This window comes from Deltaproteobacteria bacterium (genome assembly GCA_016210045.1).
Lineage (GTDB): Bacteria > UBA10199 > UBA10199.
In genome coordinates, this window is record JACQUX010000007.1 from 43,252 (window position 1) to 57,630 (window position 14,379).

Sequence of the window (14,379 nt, forward strand, 5' to 3'; positions counted from 1 at the left end):
GATGTTCTGGAAAATGGAGCACGCCATCTTGCACCAAGAAGCCAGAGAGCAACTCCATTGGCATCGGCAACGCGATTGGAATGCGCGCGAGGTAACTGCCGCCTTGGCCAACAGATGGCAGAGACGAGAACGGTTTTTTGACGGACAGATGGTTGGAACCCTGCGGCTTGGTGTATCCAACATGGGATGGTATCGTGCCGTCAACCCGCACTGGGCTCGACATATCCTCAGCGCCGCGCTGCTATTCGACCTTTCGCAACACGATCTGATCCCCGAGCAGTTGCTGTTGCCATCGGCGGTAGCCAATGCGGCGGCAAATTTTGACGTGCAATGCAGTAACATCGAGCCCACTCCGCCCGAGCTCGAACGCCTTGCTAACGACGTGAGCGCGCAGGCTTTCACGATGTTCGGCATCGACGCCGGCCCCTTCGAGGGAGGCATTGTCAGCCACGGCAAGGACCTCGACGTCTTCTCTGCGGATTGGCCCGGCCTCGCCACACTGACGTCGGAAACAGCGTATCCGGATGCGGCCATGCAGCAAAGCGTCGCGCTCTATCTGCTGCGTCTCCGAGAGATCGCGGCCCATCACTTTCTCGCCATCCTCCCACGTGTCGTACGGCTCGCCGAAGGGGAACCATCGCCGTCACTCCGATCCCGTTGCACTCAGATGGACGCACAGTTGGTGCCGTACTTGCACTATCTACGCGACACATGGCCAGACGAGAATCCCGATTGGCAGACGGCCCGTGGTCTGGTGGCAGCAATGATAGCCGCGTCGGCAGCAGAGCGCATCGGGCTTCTTCACCAAGACGCATCCTTCTTATATCGAACCGAAATGGCACAGATCGCGGAGGCAATGGAGTGCGCCGGTGATGCATTCGGCGCCCCATTGGTCCGCGTGAAGCAATTCTTGGGCGCCACGAAGTAACAGAGTTTCCCCTCTCCGCCGCAACGATTCCCGTTGCTTTTACCCCCCTCGCATGTTGAACGAACGGCATGTCGGCATCGCCGCACGGCAGTGCACGCACGGACGCATGGTATGCGCAGTGGCGAGAGTATTTGGCACTACCGGGCGCGCGCTGGGTCGCGCCGGCAGGGGCGGATTTGGCAGCATTGCGCGCCCGGCTGTTAACACCGGACGCGCCAATCCTCTGCGGGGCGGAATTGTGCCACCCCCAGCGCTGGGCGGAGGCCTGGGCCGACCGACGCACTCCGGCCGCGCCGCCGTGGTTGCGACTGCATGTTCTGCACGACGTCTTACAAACGACTCCGTTGACGTATTTCACCGCGACGCGCAGCGACTTAGCAACTGCGCGCTTCTTGCTGGATGGGATCGAGGCCTGCCTGCACGCGGGGATCGATCCGAACGCATTGCCGCGTCTGGCCCGCACGTTTGGCCACGAGCGGGAACAAGACTTGGCCGCAGTCGCGCAGGCGTATCTGTCGCGGCTGCATCGGGACTATGACAGCATCGAACCGGCGGAAGCGTTCGCCCACGCGCTCGCGCGGGTGCGCAGCGGCGCGGTCGCATCGGGGCCGGTGATCTGCGATCTTGGCTTTGAACCGTCGGAAGTCTTGCGGACCTTACTCGAGGCCGGCACCGCGACAGGACACGACATGCAGTGCGTGGAGCCGGATCGTGCGGAGCACGCGGCGCTGGCGCCCGTCACCCTGCAACGTTTCGCCTCGGTCTGGGAAGAATGTCGCGCCGTCGCCGAGCAGATTCGCACTCGCATCGCGGACGGACTCCGTCCTGAACAACTCGGCGTCGTGGTGTTGCATCCGCGCTACCGCGGCCCGCTGCGTCAGGCGTGGATCGAAGCCGGCTTGCAATCCGCACTGCCCGCACCGCTCCGCTTGGCAGACGCGCCACTCAGCGGACCCCTCGCCGACGAGCGGCCGTGGACAACCGCACCAGCGCAACAATCGCTAGCCGCGTGGCTGGACTGGCTGCGGCTAGTATTGGAACAGCGCGGCGCCGCCGCGCAGATCGGCGCCGCGCTGCATGACCCTGCGCATCACACATTCGCCGCGCGGACGGCCGCGCTGCTACACGAATGGCAGACGTTGTGGGTCCGGTGGCATTCCGCCCAGTTCCCCGGCGCTGACCAGCTTCTCACGGCCACGTATTTCCGCGCGCTGCTCACCGCGACGCTCGCGCTGTCACCCACGCCCGTTCCCCAACTGCACCTCCCACAGCAGGTCATGGCGACGACGCTCGATCAACCGTGGTATCACGCCGTCGCGACACTCTTTCTGCTCGGGGCAACGGACGAACACCTGCCGAGCCCGCGCCCCGGCAGCTTCTTCACGCATCTCCCGCCGGAATCCGCCGATCCGCAACTGCAACGCGTACTCCACGCCTTTCCCCCGGCCGTGGTCTGCGCCGCGCACGAGCGCGATTATTTGCGTTTGTGGTGCCACAATGCCTCGGAGGTCATCGCAACCTATTGCGAAACAACGGAAGCCGGAAGACCGGCACAACCGAGTTTGTTGTTCACGCCATCGTGCGCAGATACGGACATGCGTATAGATCGTGCGTTCGTGCGTTCGTGCGCTCGTGCGTTCGTGTCGGGTCTCCCCAGTGTCGCTGAGCGCGTCGCGCGGGAGCGCGATTTGCAACGCGCGCTCCACGCGGACATGCCGCCGCCGTTGCTCAACGATCCGGAAGTCCACACGCATATCGCGACACGTTATCGCGAACATCACTTTAGCGTATCGGAGCTCGAAGACGCCGTCGAATGTCCCTTTCGGAGCTTCGCGCGCCACTATCTCGGACTGCGCGCCACGGACCCTGACGCTGCCGACGTCGCGCCCTCCACGTTCGGCCGCTTGCTGCATGCGGTACTGGCCCACCTGTATACCCACGATCTCGCCACACTCGACGCGATCGCCGACCTCACGACCGCCGACGGCGCCGCACAGCTCGACGCGTTGATTACCGCGGCGCTCGCCGCCGCAGCAGCCGCATTACGCCCCGAGTGCGCGCGCCATCATCCGGCGCTCGGCGCATTGGCGATGGAGCGCATCCACCGCTTGGTCATGCCGTGCGTGCAGGCGGACCATGCGCGCTGGCGGCAACTCGGCCACGATGCCTATCGACCGGCACAGTGCGAGCGCAGCTTCGGCGGCGACACCCCGCCGGTCTTGCTCCGCGACCCACAGGACCCGGACGCGCCGCCGTTGCGACTCCAAGGGAGCATCGATCGGATCGACCTGAACAGCAGTGACCGCACGTTGCTCGTGATCGATTATAAAACCGGCCGCACGGCCGCGCCGGTCGCCAATGCCATCAAACAGGGACAACATTTTCAACTCCCGCTCTATTGCCGCGCGGCGGAACAATTGCTGCCCGGATTTTCCGCACGCGGCGCACTGCTGTTCTATTTGCGTCACGCGCATTGGCTGCACGGGATCGTCGACCGCGAGGTCCATACGCGGCTCTTCGGGACAACCCGCGTGGCCAGTCGCGTCACGGCGGAGCAATTACAAGAATTGTTGGACGGATCCGTACACGAGGCGATGCAAGTCGCGCAACAAATTGCCCACGGCACAATCCGGCTCGTCCCGCACGCCTGTCACGCCTGTGATTGGAAAGGCGTCAGTCGCCATGAGGAAGCGAGTTAACATGTCGACCGTAATGAATGCTCCGGGGGACAAGCGCCACAGGCGCGCTGAGGGGGAGGTTCCAGCGGCTTTGCCGCTGGAGGGGGCGACGCAAGCCCCTGCCATGACTGTAACCCTCACCGCTGCACAACGCCGCGCCATCGAGACGGTCGACCGCTCGATCGGCATTATTGCCGGGGCCGGCGCAGGAAAGACGCGCGTCCTGGTGGAGCGGTGCGCGTATCTACTCGCGCACACCGACACGCAGCTGGCGCAGATCTTGGCGATCACGTTTACCGAACGCGCCGCGGCGGAGCTGCGCGCGCGCTTAAGCGAGCGACTCCCGGCGGACCTCCGACTGACGCTGCAGGCGACCGCGATCACGACGTTCCACGGATTTTGCGCCCGCGTGTTGCGCGAGCATGCGCCGCGGCTCGGCGTGAGTCCGCGTTTTCGCCTGCTCGAGGCCACGGAAGCGCAGCAACGGTTGCGCGGCACCATCGAGACGACTGTGCTCGACGAACTCTCCGCCGGCAACGAGGCCATCCGCCAACTCGTGACGGAATGGGAATTCCGCGGCGTCTGCAATGGGCTCCAGCAACTCGTGAATGACCGCTGGAACGTCACGCAATGGATGGCCGCATCGCCGCAACCGCCGCTCCCCAATACGGCCGCCGTACTCGAGGCCTTCACGCGCTGCGACGCGGCGTACGCAGACGCGAAACGGGCACAGCAAGTCGTCGATTTTCACGATTTAGAAATTTTCGCACTGCGCATCTTCGACACCCATCCGGAAATCTTGAGTGACTATCAGCGCCGCTTCCGCCACTTGTTGATCGACGAGGTCCAAGACACCAATCCGATCCAAATGGCGCTACTCCAACGGCTCTTTACTCCGCCGGACAACCTGCTGTGTATCGTCGGCGATCCGAAACAGTCGATCTATCGGTTCCGTGGCGCAGAAGTCCGCTGTTTTCACGCGATGCTCGACGTCATCACCACGTCCGGCGGCGCTGTCGTCCATTTGCGCGAAAACTTTCGCAGTCGCGCGGGCGTAATTCGGTTCATCAATGCCGCATGCCCCGATATCCCCGCCGGGGAACAATTAATCGCCGCCACCGGCACACCGACCGAAGGCGCTGTGGAATGGCTCGCAGTGCCGCTGGCGGCTAAAGCGAGCAGCGCGGAGCGTCGGCAGACCGAAGCGGCAGCCGTGGCCGCGCGCATCGCGGAGTTGGTGGTAAACGAAGGCGTGCGCTACGGAGACATCGCCTGCCTCTTCCCGACGCACCTCGGCGTCGAACCGGTCGTAGACGCACTACGGACTGCCGGCATTCCGTTCCATCGCTATCAAGGCCGCGGATTCTTGCAACGCCGCGAGGTCCAAGATTGCTTGCTTGCCGCCCGCTTTCTGGCCAACCTCGCCACACGGCAATATGACGACGGCGTGCTGCTTGGTCTGCTCCGTTCTCCGCTGATCGGCCTCACGGCGGACCTCTGTTATCGATTAGTCCACCTCTCCGGGCCCGCAGCGCCGCAGACGGATGGCCTGCCGCCATTGCATCGCGCTGCGTTCAGCCATCCGCCCCTCGCCGCGCTGTTTCAATATTGGCAGCAGCGGCTCCCGCACTGCACGGTCGCGGAAATGTTGCAGACCCTCATCGCATCGACCGCCTACGACGCCGTGCTCGCGGAACTGGATCCGACCGGGCAAGCATCCGCCAACCTCGAGCGACTCTGTACGTTAGCGGAATGCGCGCCGGATACGCAGGCACTCGATCTCGCCGCGTTCGTGGCCGCCATGCAAGACCTCACCGTCCGCGAGGCTGGGCTCGCAGATCAACCCGTGCAATTGGCGGGCGACGACGCCGTGCAATTGCTGACGATCCACGCAGCGAAGGGGAACGAGTTTCGCGTCGTCTTTCTGCTCGACTGCGCGGCGAAACGAAGCCCGCAGTTTGCCGATTGGGGCTTCCTTCCCGGCATCGGTCTAGCACTACGCACCCGACCACCGCTCGGGACGGCCACGAAAAAAATCACTCCCGATCCCACCGACCCGTGGACCGCGCTCAACTTGGTAAATACCACGGCCGAGATACAAGAACGGGATCGGCTCCTCTATGTCGCCCTCACCCGCGCTGCGGAGCGAATCATCCTGCCACTCGGTCCCGCGCCGGAACCAGACACAGAGACCGACAATGCCGTCCCAAACTGGCCCACCCGCCTCACGCACGCATGCGAGGCGCTGGGGATTGCACCCCGAACCATCGTTATTGCGACTGCCGAGCATACAGAGGAGGACGCAGCGGCGGCGAAGATGCCATCCCAGCGGCTGACACCGGTGGAAGACCTGGCTCAGAGTGAAGCAGCAGCGCGCGCGCTCCTGCATCTGACCGTCACGGAACTCGAAGTATTGGCACGCTGTCCGCAGGAATATTATTTGAAGTATCGGTTGGGACTCCCGGGAACACTCGCATGGCCGGAGCCGACGGGATTGCACGAGCCGCTGCGGGGCGAAGTGGTGCATGCCGTGATCGCGCGGGCGGCGCAGGAGCCGATGCGCACGCTTGCGGAGATCACGCGCGAAGAGCTGCGCTTGCGCGGCGTCGATCCATCACTTGTGCACCATCGCGAACTACAGCATTTGCTGCAGCATTTCACACAAACAACGACCGCACAGCAGGGCGGCGCAGCAGAAGCGGCCTGGCACGAACTCCCGTTTCATTTGCGACTTACCACGACGCCGTCGGCCATCATCAGCGGCACGATCGATCTGCTGCAACTCCGTTCGGATGGTTGGGAGATCGTCGATTACAAAACGGATCGCATTGCAACGGCCGCGGAGGCGGAAATACATGCGACACGGTACGCGCTGCAAATGGCCGTATACGCCCTTGCCGCGCACGAGGCCGGGCATCGGTCACTCCATCGCACGACACTGCACTTTTTGAATACGAATACGAAGATCTCGGCCCCCATCACCGCAGCGTCCCTCGCCGCGACGCGGGAACAATTACAAACGCTCGTGCAGCAAATCGCGGCCGAGGATTTTACCCTCGCGACCGCCGCACCACCGCCGTGCGCCACCTGCGTTTATGGTCGCAATCGCCTGTGCGCGCATGCGGCGCAAGCACTGCAACTCGACCGCCGGTGATGCGTGATGCCTAAAATAAGACATTGCGTTATTTGCGACGCATGCAATATCATCGAGTTCTATGGGTGAAGTACGAGCCATTTGCCAATTAGCCAAGGTCGGTCATCAAGGCGCGACGATTGAAGTGGATGCCCTGGTGGACACCGGAGCTGTGATGGTGTTGCTGCCGGAAGACCTCGTCGATGCGCTTGGTCTGGAGCGTAACGGGAAGGTAGTGGTTGCGCTGGCCAACGATCAGAAGATTGAACTCCCGGTAGCCCTCCCGCTCTCGCTCAGCATCGGAAATCGTTCCATGGTAACCGACTGCCTCGTCGGCCCCCCCCAATGCGAAGCACTGATCGGACAGATTGTGCTCGAGCGACTGGATCTGATTGTCGACCCGCTGAAGAAGATCCTTATTTCCCGTCCCGAGTCACCCTATCTTCCATCATTGAAGATGAAGTAACCGATCGCTACCGGGCAAGCTGCCAACGCGCGCGGGTGAGGACGAACTGGAGGCCTTTGGCCCCTTGGGCGATCCCACCATCGGGACCGATGGTCGGGTCGGGAATATATTTGCGGCGCTTCAACAGACCGTGCGCGGAAACTTGCTTGCCGTGCAGCTCCGCCGGCCACTCGGAAAGGCCGTCGATGTAAATCACTTCACCTTGCGCCAATACGATGATCGCGCCCGCTTTACTGTCGCGCGCCACACCGCGAACGGTCGTTTGCCGCCCCACTTCGTGCGCGAGATCGATCTGCTGCGGATTCTCGGGCGGCGCGGAGACCGACAGCGCCGCTGCGTCGAACGTGGGCATCGCGAGGCCGGCGATGGCGAGCAACACTATACGGAAAGACCACTGGATGAGTCGCAGCATGGTGACAAAATTACACCCAGCCCCCTGCGGACGCAACTTTTTTGCGCAACACAAGAAAAGTGACTGGTGACTGGTGACTCGTGGCTGGTGGCTGGGGATCGGACCACGAGTCACCAGCCACGAGCCACCAGTCACCGCTTTTCCTCGCCCTCCAACTCCTGCAGCAGCGTCTCCGCCGGGGTGAACGCAGGCGAATTCGCCACCGCGTGGCGCAGTAACTGGATGGCGCTTTCCGGATCGCCGTGTTGCAGATGCGCGAGGGCGGCTTCATAGAGCACGACCGGGACGTACGGATATTGCCGCAGTACCGACTCCCAGAGCGCAATCGTCGGAGCGGCGGCGTCGTGATGGGTCAACACGCTCGCGTACAAGTACAACGGATCAAAGGCGCCGGGGGCCAATCGATGCGCCGTGCGCGCCCACACCAGTCGTGTCGCCTCCGTTGACGCATGGATCGCCCGCTGCACGGCATAGAGCGAGGCGTGATGCGCCATGAGCAACACGCTCGCCGACAGCGTGATTATCAATGCCATCGGACGCCACCAACGCCAAGCACCAACCACGGTCGCCTCAACAGTCGCTCGATGTCCGCGCCACACGAGTACGACACAGAACGCGGCGAGCAAACGGGACAGGGGATACGCATAGTTTGTGCTCCACAACCAACTCCAGATCACGAGGCCGCAACCCAAAAGACCGGCCAGCAGCGCAGCCGTTTCCGCAGCCGTGGTGACGCGTGTCAGCGATCGACAGCCACGCCAGAGCAACATCCCCCACCAGAGACAAAAACAGGAGAGTCCGATCAGCCCCACTTCCATCGCCTGATGCAGCCATTCCTGATGCGGATGCATGTACCACGTCGTCGCATTCGACAAATAGTCCGGGTCGCGACGATGCGCAAATTCCGGATAGACGAAGCGAAAACTCCCGATTCCCCAGCCGAGCAACGGTCGCGCCGCGATGATATTGGTGGTCGTTTCGTAAGTGTGCCAACGGTTGGACGTGACGTCATCAAGAAGACCGCGCCAATCGGCATGCGGCGGCGGCACAAACATGCGCGTCATCCGACTCACGACCGACTCCGCATGTCCTCGCACACTCGGCGGATGCCAGATGAGCAGCACCGCACCGAACAGGCACGCCGCGACACTCCAACGCAGCACACGACGCCGCGCCGCAGGCCATCGCCACCAGCAACACGCGAGCGCGGCGACGACGGCGAGGCACAGACCGGTAAAGCTCGTCCGATTGCCGGAGAACAACACGCCAAAGAGGAGCGTAACGCAGGCCGCACCCCACCACACCTTCCATCTCCGCGTCGCGCGCCACAGCCCGTATCCCGCGAGCGGGAGGTGCATGGCCATCAGGTCGCCGTAATAACTGACATGGCCGATCGGCCAGAGAAAGACCTCGCGTTGTGCCGACCAAATGGGGAGGAGATACGCATGCACCGCACTCAATGCCGCGATCATGGCGACGTTGGCGACACTCCACGCCGCCACTCGCCACTGCGCCGCCGAGGACCATTGCGCAAAGGCCCATGCCAGACCGATCCAAAGCCAGCACCGCGCCGCCTCGAGGAGACCTTCGTACCACGGGCCCGACCGCCAAACGAGCGGCAGCAGTGCAACGGTGGCATAGAGCCCGATCACGCCGTGCCAGACATCCCAGCGCAGCGACACGCGAGCCCGTTGCCACAGCGCGCGACACACGAGCAAACTTGCACCGAGATAAAAAAGTCCGTTTTTCCAATCGTCGAACGGGCGCGGCCAGGCACGCACCCAAGTCCAGAGCAACGCACTCCACCAGAGGGCGAGCAGTGTCGCAGGCAACAGTGACAACACGGTTCACCCCCGCAGATGATACGCATGGGCGATCGCAACGGCGAGCGCGTCGGCGGCATCGGGCGACGGCGGCTCCGGGAGGGCCAATAACTTCGTCACCATATATTGGACTTGCTCTTTGGTCGCCGCACCATTGCCCACGACGCTCTGTTTGACCGTCCGCGTACTGTATTCGGTAATCGTCAGGTTACTTTGTGCCGCGACGAGAAGCGCAATCCCACGCGCTTGACCCAAGTGGAGTGCGCTGCGGACGTTCTTCGCGACGAAGACTTCCTCGATCGCCAGCGCATCCGGCGAAAATTGCGCCACGCATGCGCGGAGCGCGTCGTAAATGTGGGCTAAGCGGGCGGGATATGTCGCCACAGTGCGGGGACGGATCACGCCGTTGTCGATGTGACGCAGCCGGTTTCCCTGCCGCTCCACCACGCCATATCCCGTGATCACACTCCCCGGATCGATGCCGATGATACGCATGCGGAGCCCCAAGAGACACCAGAGGCCACCCTCCAGCCGCACAGCGGCGTTGAGGGGGAGGCTCCATCCCCCGCCAGAGGCGGGTCCGCCTTTGGCGGAGGCTTTGCCGGTGGAGGGGGCTTTGCCTGCCCCTGTTACGACGCTAATTGTTCCATTAACGCGTCGTCGATGTCGAAATTGGCGTAGACGTTTTGGACGTCGTCGTGATCTTCGAGCGCTTCCATCAGTTTCAACATCCGCTCCGCGTCGTGGCCTTCCAACCGGAGCGTCGTCGAAGCCTCCAGTCGCAGTTCGGCCGACGTCGGCGTGAGCCCCGCCGCCTTGCAGGCCTCTTGGACCGGATGAAAATGGGCCGTGTCGGTCACGACTTCGAACGCATCGCCGGCATCACGCAGATCTTCAGCGCCCGCGCCGATCGCCGTTTCCATCAGCTGTTCTTCCGTTACCTTGACCTTCTCGAACGCGAGCACGCCACGCCGCGTGAACATCCAGCCGACGCAATTGGTTTCGCCCAAATTGCCGCCGTGTTTCATAAAACAGTGCCGAATATCCGCGACGGTCCGATTCCGATTGTCGGTGACGACTTCGAGCATCAGCGCCGCGCCGCCCGGGCCGTAGCCTTCAAACGTGATTTCTTCATAGGTCACGCCTTCGAGTTCCCCGGTCCCGCGTTTGATCGCGCGCGTGACGTTGTCTTGCGGCATATTGGCCGCCTTGGCCTTTTCCAACACGGTGCGCAACCGCGGATTCCCGCCCGGATCGCCGCCGCCGTCGCGCGCCGCGATCGTCAGTTCTTTAATGATCTTGGAAAAGAGTTTGCCGCGCTTCGCATCCGCCGCGCCCTTCTTCCGTTTAATCGTCGCCCACTTGGAATGACCGGACATAATCCCTCCCACCTTCGAACCTCGAAACCCCGAACCTCCCTGACAAGGGCCCCCTCTCGCACACCTGGCAACGCTTGTCAGCGAGAAAACGCCGCCCCTGTTATCTAATAATGGGGACCTGCCCACTTTCGCGCTTGACGCCACTACTGTAGCGACCTAGTGGACCGCCCATGTCCCACGCGCTCCCCGGCCAGACCTATCCCGGCGGCGTCGCCTACGACACCATCGACGCGATCTACAGTAAGTATCATTACAACTGCCCCCCCGACACCGCCCCCGCCGAAGGCGGGTCCGCCTCTGGCGGAGACTGCCTCGCCACCTGGGCCCATCATCCGCCGGCGTGTTTGAATTATTGAGGACCGCCCATGCCGCAGTCCAATCCGCCGATGCGAATGCCACAATCCGGAAAGTGGAACACTTACATGGCTCACAAACCCGGTCACGGCACGAAAAATCAAGCAGATACGACCGCATTATTGTTGGCACGGAGTGTGCTCTGAATTACGATTACGACAATAGCGAAGTCGATGGTTTGGAAATCGTTCGACGTCTCACCGCGCGCAATTTTAAAACTATCGTTTTATGTACAGCGGAGTATTGGAAACCGAGTATTCGTGATGTTGCCAATGACATGCACATTACACTCTGCCCAAAACCGCTTCCAATCATCCATATAGTCCAGGCAACCATAGAAGCTCCCGTGCACCGTAATGTTTTGGTCATCGATGATGACGAAAATATTCGACTCGTGTGGCAGATAGTGAAAGGACAACTCAATATTAGCAATCTGGCATTGTATGAATCGATGGAAGCCTGTGAAAAAGCCAATCTCCAATACACGGAATATGACTATGCATTTTTAGACAAGCACATTCCTGCGTCCAGCTGGGACATCGAGCACGCCGCTAAACATTTGAAAGAGCACGGTGTCAAACGAATCGTGTTGTCTACCGGAGAACGATTGTCTGAAGCGGCATCTGTTCAGATGCGCACCTATGGCATTGACACAATAATGTTGGGGAAAATTCCTGAATCATGGAGCACGATTTCGTGAGTGCAGTATGGTAAGAATATCTTTACGAGGCCGCCACTTTTCATCCGTCGCTGATGCCGCCACGAGCGTATATCGGGGATGGAGAAATCATGTCCGCAGGCATGAATCGCGCGATGCGGCAAGTTATGTGGTGGTCGATGATTTGGCGCCGCGCGTATTTGCACCGATGCTGTATCGTCATCGTGAACGTATTCGCGAAGATTTAGCGATTGTCCAACACGGCCTCGAGCAGGAAACGCCAGACCCGGCGCTCTTCCCAGCTTACGCACGCAGCAAACTCTGCCAAAGTGCCGCATACTTTGCGGGACATGCCGATCCGGTCACGCGTCGCAGTATGGTCGAACGATTCGGCACGCCATGGCAACACGTGCCTCAGAACGAGATCGCAGCCATTGCGGAGGCTTGCACATCCTATTGTGATGCTTACGCGCAGCATGTCGGACGTCCAGAAGCGTTGGAAGATTATTTGTACACGGCCATTTCCAATGATGACGTGCCGGCGTTGATCAAGCGCCGCACGCGGCAGTGGCTCGATTGCATGTACGCACTCTTTCCCAAATTTGCGCGCTTTCGTTTTGCCGTGTTGAATCGCCGTTCCACCGACACGTGGAAAAATTTGGTCACCTGCAGCACCGGCCAATTTTCGTTGTGGGTGAACACGCATCCGCAACATACGTACACCATGGGGTTTATCGAATTTCTTGCGCTCCATGAAGTCTGCGGGCACATGGTACATTTTGCGCAGTTGCAGAATAACGCGGCCTTAGCGGCCCGCGCACCGCATTTGTTGTGCATCGCCATTCATACGCAGGACACGTATTTGGTCGAAGGCATCGCACAGTGGGTGGCAGCGTTGCTAGTGGATCGCTATGCGCCCACAGGTGCCGCAGTACGCGTGGCTGCAAAGCAGATGGAATTATTTTTCGCAGCGCGCCATCATATTCTGTGTGACTTCATTGATGACGCGATCGATCTCGACACCGCCGTAGATCGCCATCACCGTTTTCTCGGACGATGGCTGACCGGATCACCAGCCGATACCGCCACGTGGTATACCACCATTCGCAATGACGCCATCTCCTGCGCGCAAATCCTGGCGTACCATGGCGCATTTTCTCAACTGCAACCCGCGCGCAACTTACACGATGATGCGCTCACGGATTTTGGCACGCGGTTGTTGAATGGCTTCTACCGACCACAGGACTTGCGCGCTTTGGTGGCAGAATATTGTGAGTAAGGTTGGGAATCTCTCGCCGAGTTTTTTGTCGGTGCACAAAGCATTCATTTTGAGCAATGTGGCGGTCTTCTACCTGCGCCGGTTGCGCGCTTGGAAATCCCACCCCGGAGTCTGATCGTGATCGTGGATGACGATGCATCGATTCACCACATCTGGGGGAACGCTTCGCGCCGTTGGCACTGGCACAACACGAGATCCGGGTACAACATTTCTCATCCGGTACCGAGGCGCGGCGGTGGTGCCAACAGCAGCGACTGGATCAAACGGTGTTTCTCTGTGACTACGAACTCATCGGCGAACCCAACTATGGTTTAGACCTGATTCAAGAACTCGGCGTCCAAGCGTGTGCCATCTTGGTCACGAGCCATTATGAAGAACCGCACGTGCAACAGCGGTGCGCCGCACTCGGCGTGCGCTTGATCCCCAAAGGCTTGGCGGGATTGGTGCCGATTGAGGTGGCCGTTCCGCTGGCGGCCCCAGACCCCGCGCCCGCGCCAACTCCGCAATCTAACGCCGGTTCGTCTATCGACGTTCAGCATGGCCTGCTGCCAGCAGGCCATGCTGCGGGTGATGCTGCGGGTGTGGCCCCGCCTCCGCCACCGGCGGATCCCTGCCCGACGGTTGGCAGGCGTGCGCCTCCGGCGGAGGCGGGGACGACACCGGCTACGGCCCCGAGCAACGGCTCGGCCACTGGCCCTGGCGTGTTAGTGATCGACGACGACACCGGCATCCAATTCGCGTAGGAGGCGGAGCAACAGCGGTTGGGGATCGGTCGACTCGCGATTTATCCCTCCATGGATGCCTGCGCGGCCGCAGCGCCGGATTACGCGCAGTTCGATTTCGCGTTCGTCGACAAGAACATCCCCAGCAGCACCTGGCCGATCGCGCAAGTCATCACGCACTTGAAGGCCGCGGGCGTGAAGCGCGTGATTCTCGCGACCGGGGAGAATCAAATCCATACGCCTGATGATCCGGTCTGGACCTTGGCCGATGGCGTGGAGCCGCTGAAGGTGCCGGAGGTGTTACCGAGTTGAGGGATGGTCCGCCCACCCCCGCCCCACGGCTTTCACGCTTGACGCAGGCACAGCAGCGGACTAAATGGCACGACATGGCTCACGGCCTCGTAGACAGTCCCGATGCGGCCCGCACGGTTGCCGCTGCGCGACCGCTTCACCCTTGGCACCCTCTTCACCCTCACCCCCGCCCCCATCGGCCCAGAAAAAGCGCCCCCGCCGAAGGCGGGTCCGCCTGCGGCGGAGACTGCCTCGC

Annotated in this window: 13 protein-coding genes; 9 read left to right on the forward strand and 4 right to left on the reverse strand. The window is 61.6% G+C overall.

Annotation, left to right across the window (positions count from 1 at the left end; translation table 11 throughout):
• Nucleotides 1–13: 13 nt before the first annotated feature.
• From HY696_01945 to HY696_01960, 4 genes are all read left to right on the forward strand, one after another.
• Nucleotides 14–928, forward strand: a complete 915-nt coding sequence (locus HY696_01945) for a hypothetical protein (GenBank protein ID MBI4237164.1) — start codon at nucleotides 14–16, stop codon at nucleotides 926–928.
• A 68-nt stretch (nucleotides 929–996) separates the two neighbouring features.
• Nucleotides 997–3,627, forward strand: a complete 2,631-nt coding sequence (locus HY696_01950; protein ID MBI4237165.1) for a PD-(D/E)XK nuclease family protein — start codon at nucleotides 997–999, stop codon at nucleotides 3,625–3,627.
• Between the two features lie 103 nt (nucleotides 3,628–3,730).
• Nucleotides 3,731–6,760 carry an ATP-dependent helicase gene (locus tag HY696_01955; GenBank protein MBI4237166.1) on the forward strand — a complete coding sequence of 1,010 codons (3,030 nt, stop codon included), beginning with the start codon at nucleotides 3,731–3,733 and terminating at the stop codon, nucleotides 6,758–6,760.
• A gap of 61 nt (nucleotides 6,761–6,821) precedes the next feature.
• The gene (locus HY696_01960; GenBank protein ID MBI4237167.1) at nucleotides 6,822–7,205 is read left to right on the forward strand and encodes a retroviral-like aspartic protease family protein; all 384 of its coding nucleotides are present in this window, start codon (nucleotides 6,822–6,824) and stop codon (nucleotides 7,203–7,205) included.
• Between the two features lie 7 nt (nucleotides 7,206–7,212).
• On the opposite strand, the gene HY696_01965 is transcribed toward HY696_01960, so the two are convergent.
• The 4 genes from HY696_01965 to HY696_01980 form a co-directional block, all read right to left on the reverse strand.
• Nucleotides 7,213–7,617 (reverse strand): hypothetical protein, encoded by a 405-nt coding sequence (locus HY696_01965; GenBank protein MBI4237168.1) that lies wholly within the window; start codon nucleotides 7,615–7,617, stop codon nucleotides 7,213–7,215.
• A 131-nt stretch (nucleotides 7,618–7,748) separates the two neighbouring features.
• Nucleotides 7,749–9,461, reverse strand: coding sequence for an O-antigen ligase family protein (locus tag HY696_01970; GenBank protein MBI4237169.1), 1,713 nt, complete (start codon nucleotides 9,459–9,461; stop codon nucleotides 7,749–7,751).
• A 3-nt stretch (nucleotides 9,462–9,464) separates the two neighbouring features.
• Nucleotides 9,465–9,935, reverse strand: a complete 471-nt coding sequence (gene ruvC, locus HY696_01975; GenBank protein MBI4237170.1) for a crossover junction endodeoxyribonuclease RuvC — start codon at nucleotides 9,933–9,935, stop codon at nucleotides 9,465–9,467.
• Nucleotides 9,936–10,069: 134 nt separating this feature from the next.
• Complete coding sequence (locus HY696_01980; protein ID MBI4237171.1) at nucleotides 10,070–10,819, reverse strand: YebC/PmpR family DNA-binding transcriptional regulator; 750 nt, start codon at nucleotides 10,817–10,819, stop codon at nucleotides 10,070–10,072.
• Nucleotides 10,820–10,989: 170 nt separating this feature from the next.
• Here HY696_01980 and HY696_01985 point away from each other — a divergent pair, with 170 nt between their 5' ends.
• The 5 genes from HY696_01985 (at nucleotide 10,990) to HY696_02005 (ending at nucleotide 14,144) form a co-directional block, all read left to right on the forward strand.
• A complete protein-coding gene (locus tag HY696_01985) occupies nucleotides 10,990–11,175 on the forward strand; it encodes a hypothetical protein (GenBank protein MBI4237172.1) in 186 nt (61 codons plus the stop codon).
• Nucleotides 11,160–11,873: a hypothetical protein gene (locus HY696_01990; protein ID MBI4237173.1), complete on the forward strand. Its 714-nt coding sequence runs from the start codon at nucleotides 11,160–11,162 to the stop codon at nucleotides 11,871–11,873. The genes HY696_01985 and HY696_01990 overlap by 16 nt, the downstream gene beginning before the upstream one ends.
• 127 nt (nucleotides 11,874–12,000) lie before the next feature.
• A complete protein-coding gene (locus tag HY696_01995) occupies nucleotides 12,001–13,110 on the forward strand; it encodes a hypothetical protein (protein ID MBI4237174.1) in 1,110 nt (369 codons plus the stop codon).
• Between the two features lie 173 nt (nucleotides 13,111–13,283).
• Nucleotides 13,284–13,853: a hypothetical protein gene (locus HY696_02000; GenBank protein ID MBI4237175.1), complete on the forward strand. Its 570-nt coding sequence runs from the start codon at nucleotides 13,284–13,286 to the stop codon at nucleotides 13,851–13,853.
• 18 nt (nucleotides 13,854–13,871) lie between these two features.
• Nucleotides 13,872–14,144: a hypothetical protein gene (locus tag HY696_02005; protein ID MBI4237176.1), complete on the forward strand. Its 273-nt coding sequence runs from the start codon at nucleotides 13,872–13,874 to the stop codon at nucleotides 14,142–14,144.
• Nucleotides 14,145–14,379 lie beyond the last annotated feature (235 nt).

Coding starts and splice junctions, on each gene's coding strand:
- HY696_01945 (MBI4237164.1), top strand. CDS start 14: ATGGAGCACGCCATCTTGCACCAAGAAGCCAGAGAGCAACTCCATTGG.
- HY696_01950 (MBI4237165.1), top strand. CDS start 997: ATGTCGGCATCGCCGCACGGCAGTGCACGCACGGACGCATGGTATGCG.
- HY696_01955 (MBI4237166.1), top strand. CDS start 3,731: ATGACTGTAACCCTCACCGCTGCACAACGCCGCGCCATCGAGACGGTC.
- HY696_01960 (MBI4237167.1), top strand. CDS start 6,822: ATGGGTGAAGTACGAGCCATTTGCCAATTAGCCAAGGTCGGTCATCAA.
- HY696_01965 (MBI4237168.1), bottom strand. CDS start 7,617: ATGCTGCGACTCATCCAGTGGTCTTTCCGTATAGTGTTGCTCGCCATC.
- ruvC (MBI4237170.1), bottom strand. CDS start 9,935: ATGCGTATCATCGGCATCGATCCGGGGAGTGTGATCACGGGATATGGC.
- HY696_01980 (MBI4237171.1), bottom strand. CDS start 10,819: ATGTCCGGTCATTCCAAGTGGGCGACGATTAAACGGAAGAAGGGCGCG.
- HY696_01985 (MBI4237172.1), top strand. CDS start 10,990: ATGTCCCACGCGCTCCCCGGCCAGACCTATCCCGGCGGCGTCGCCTAC.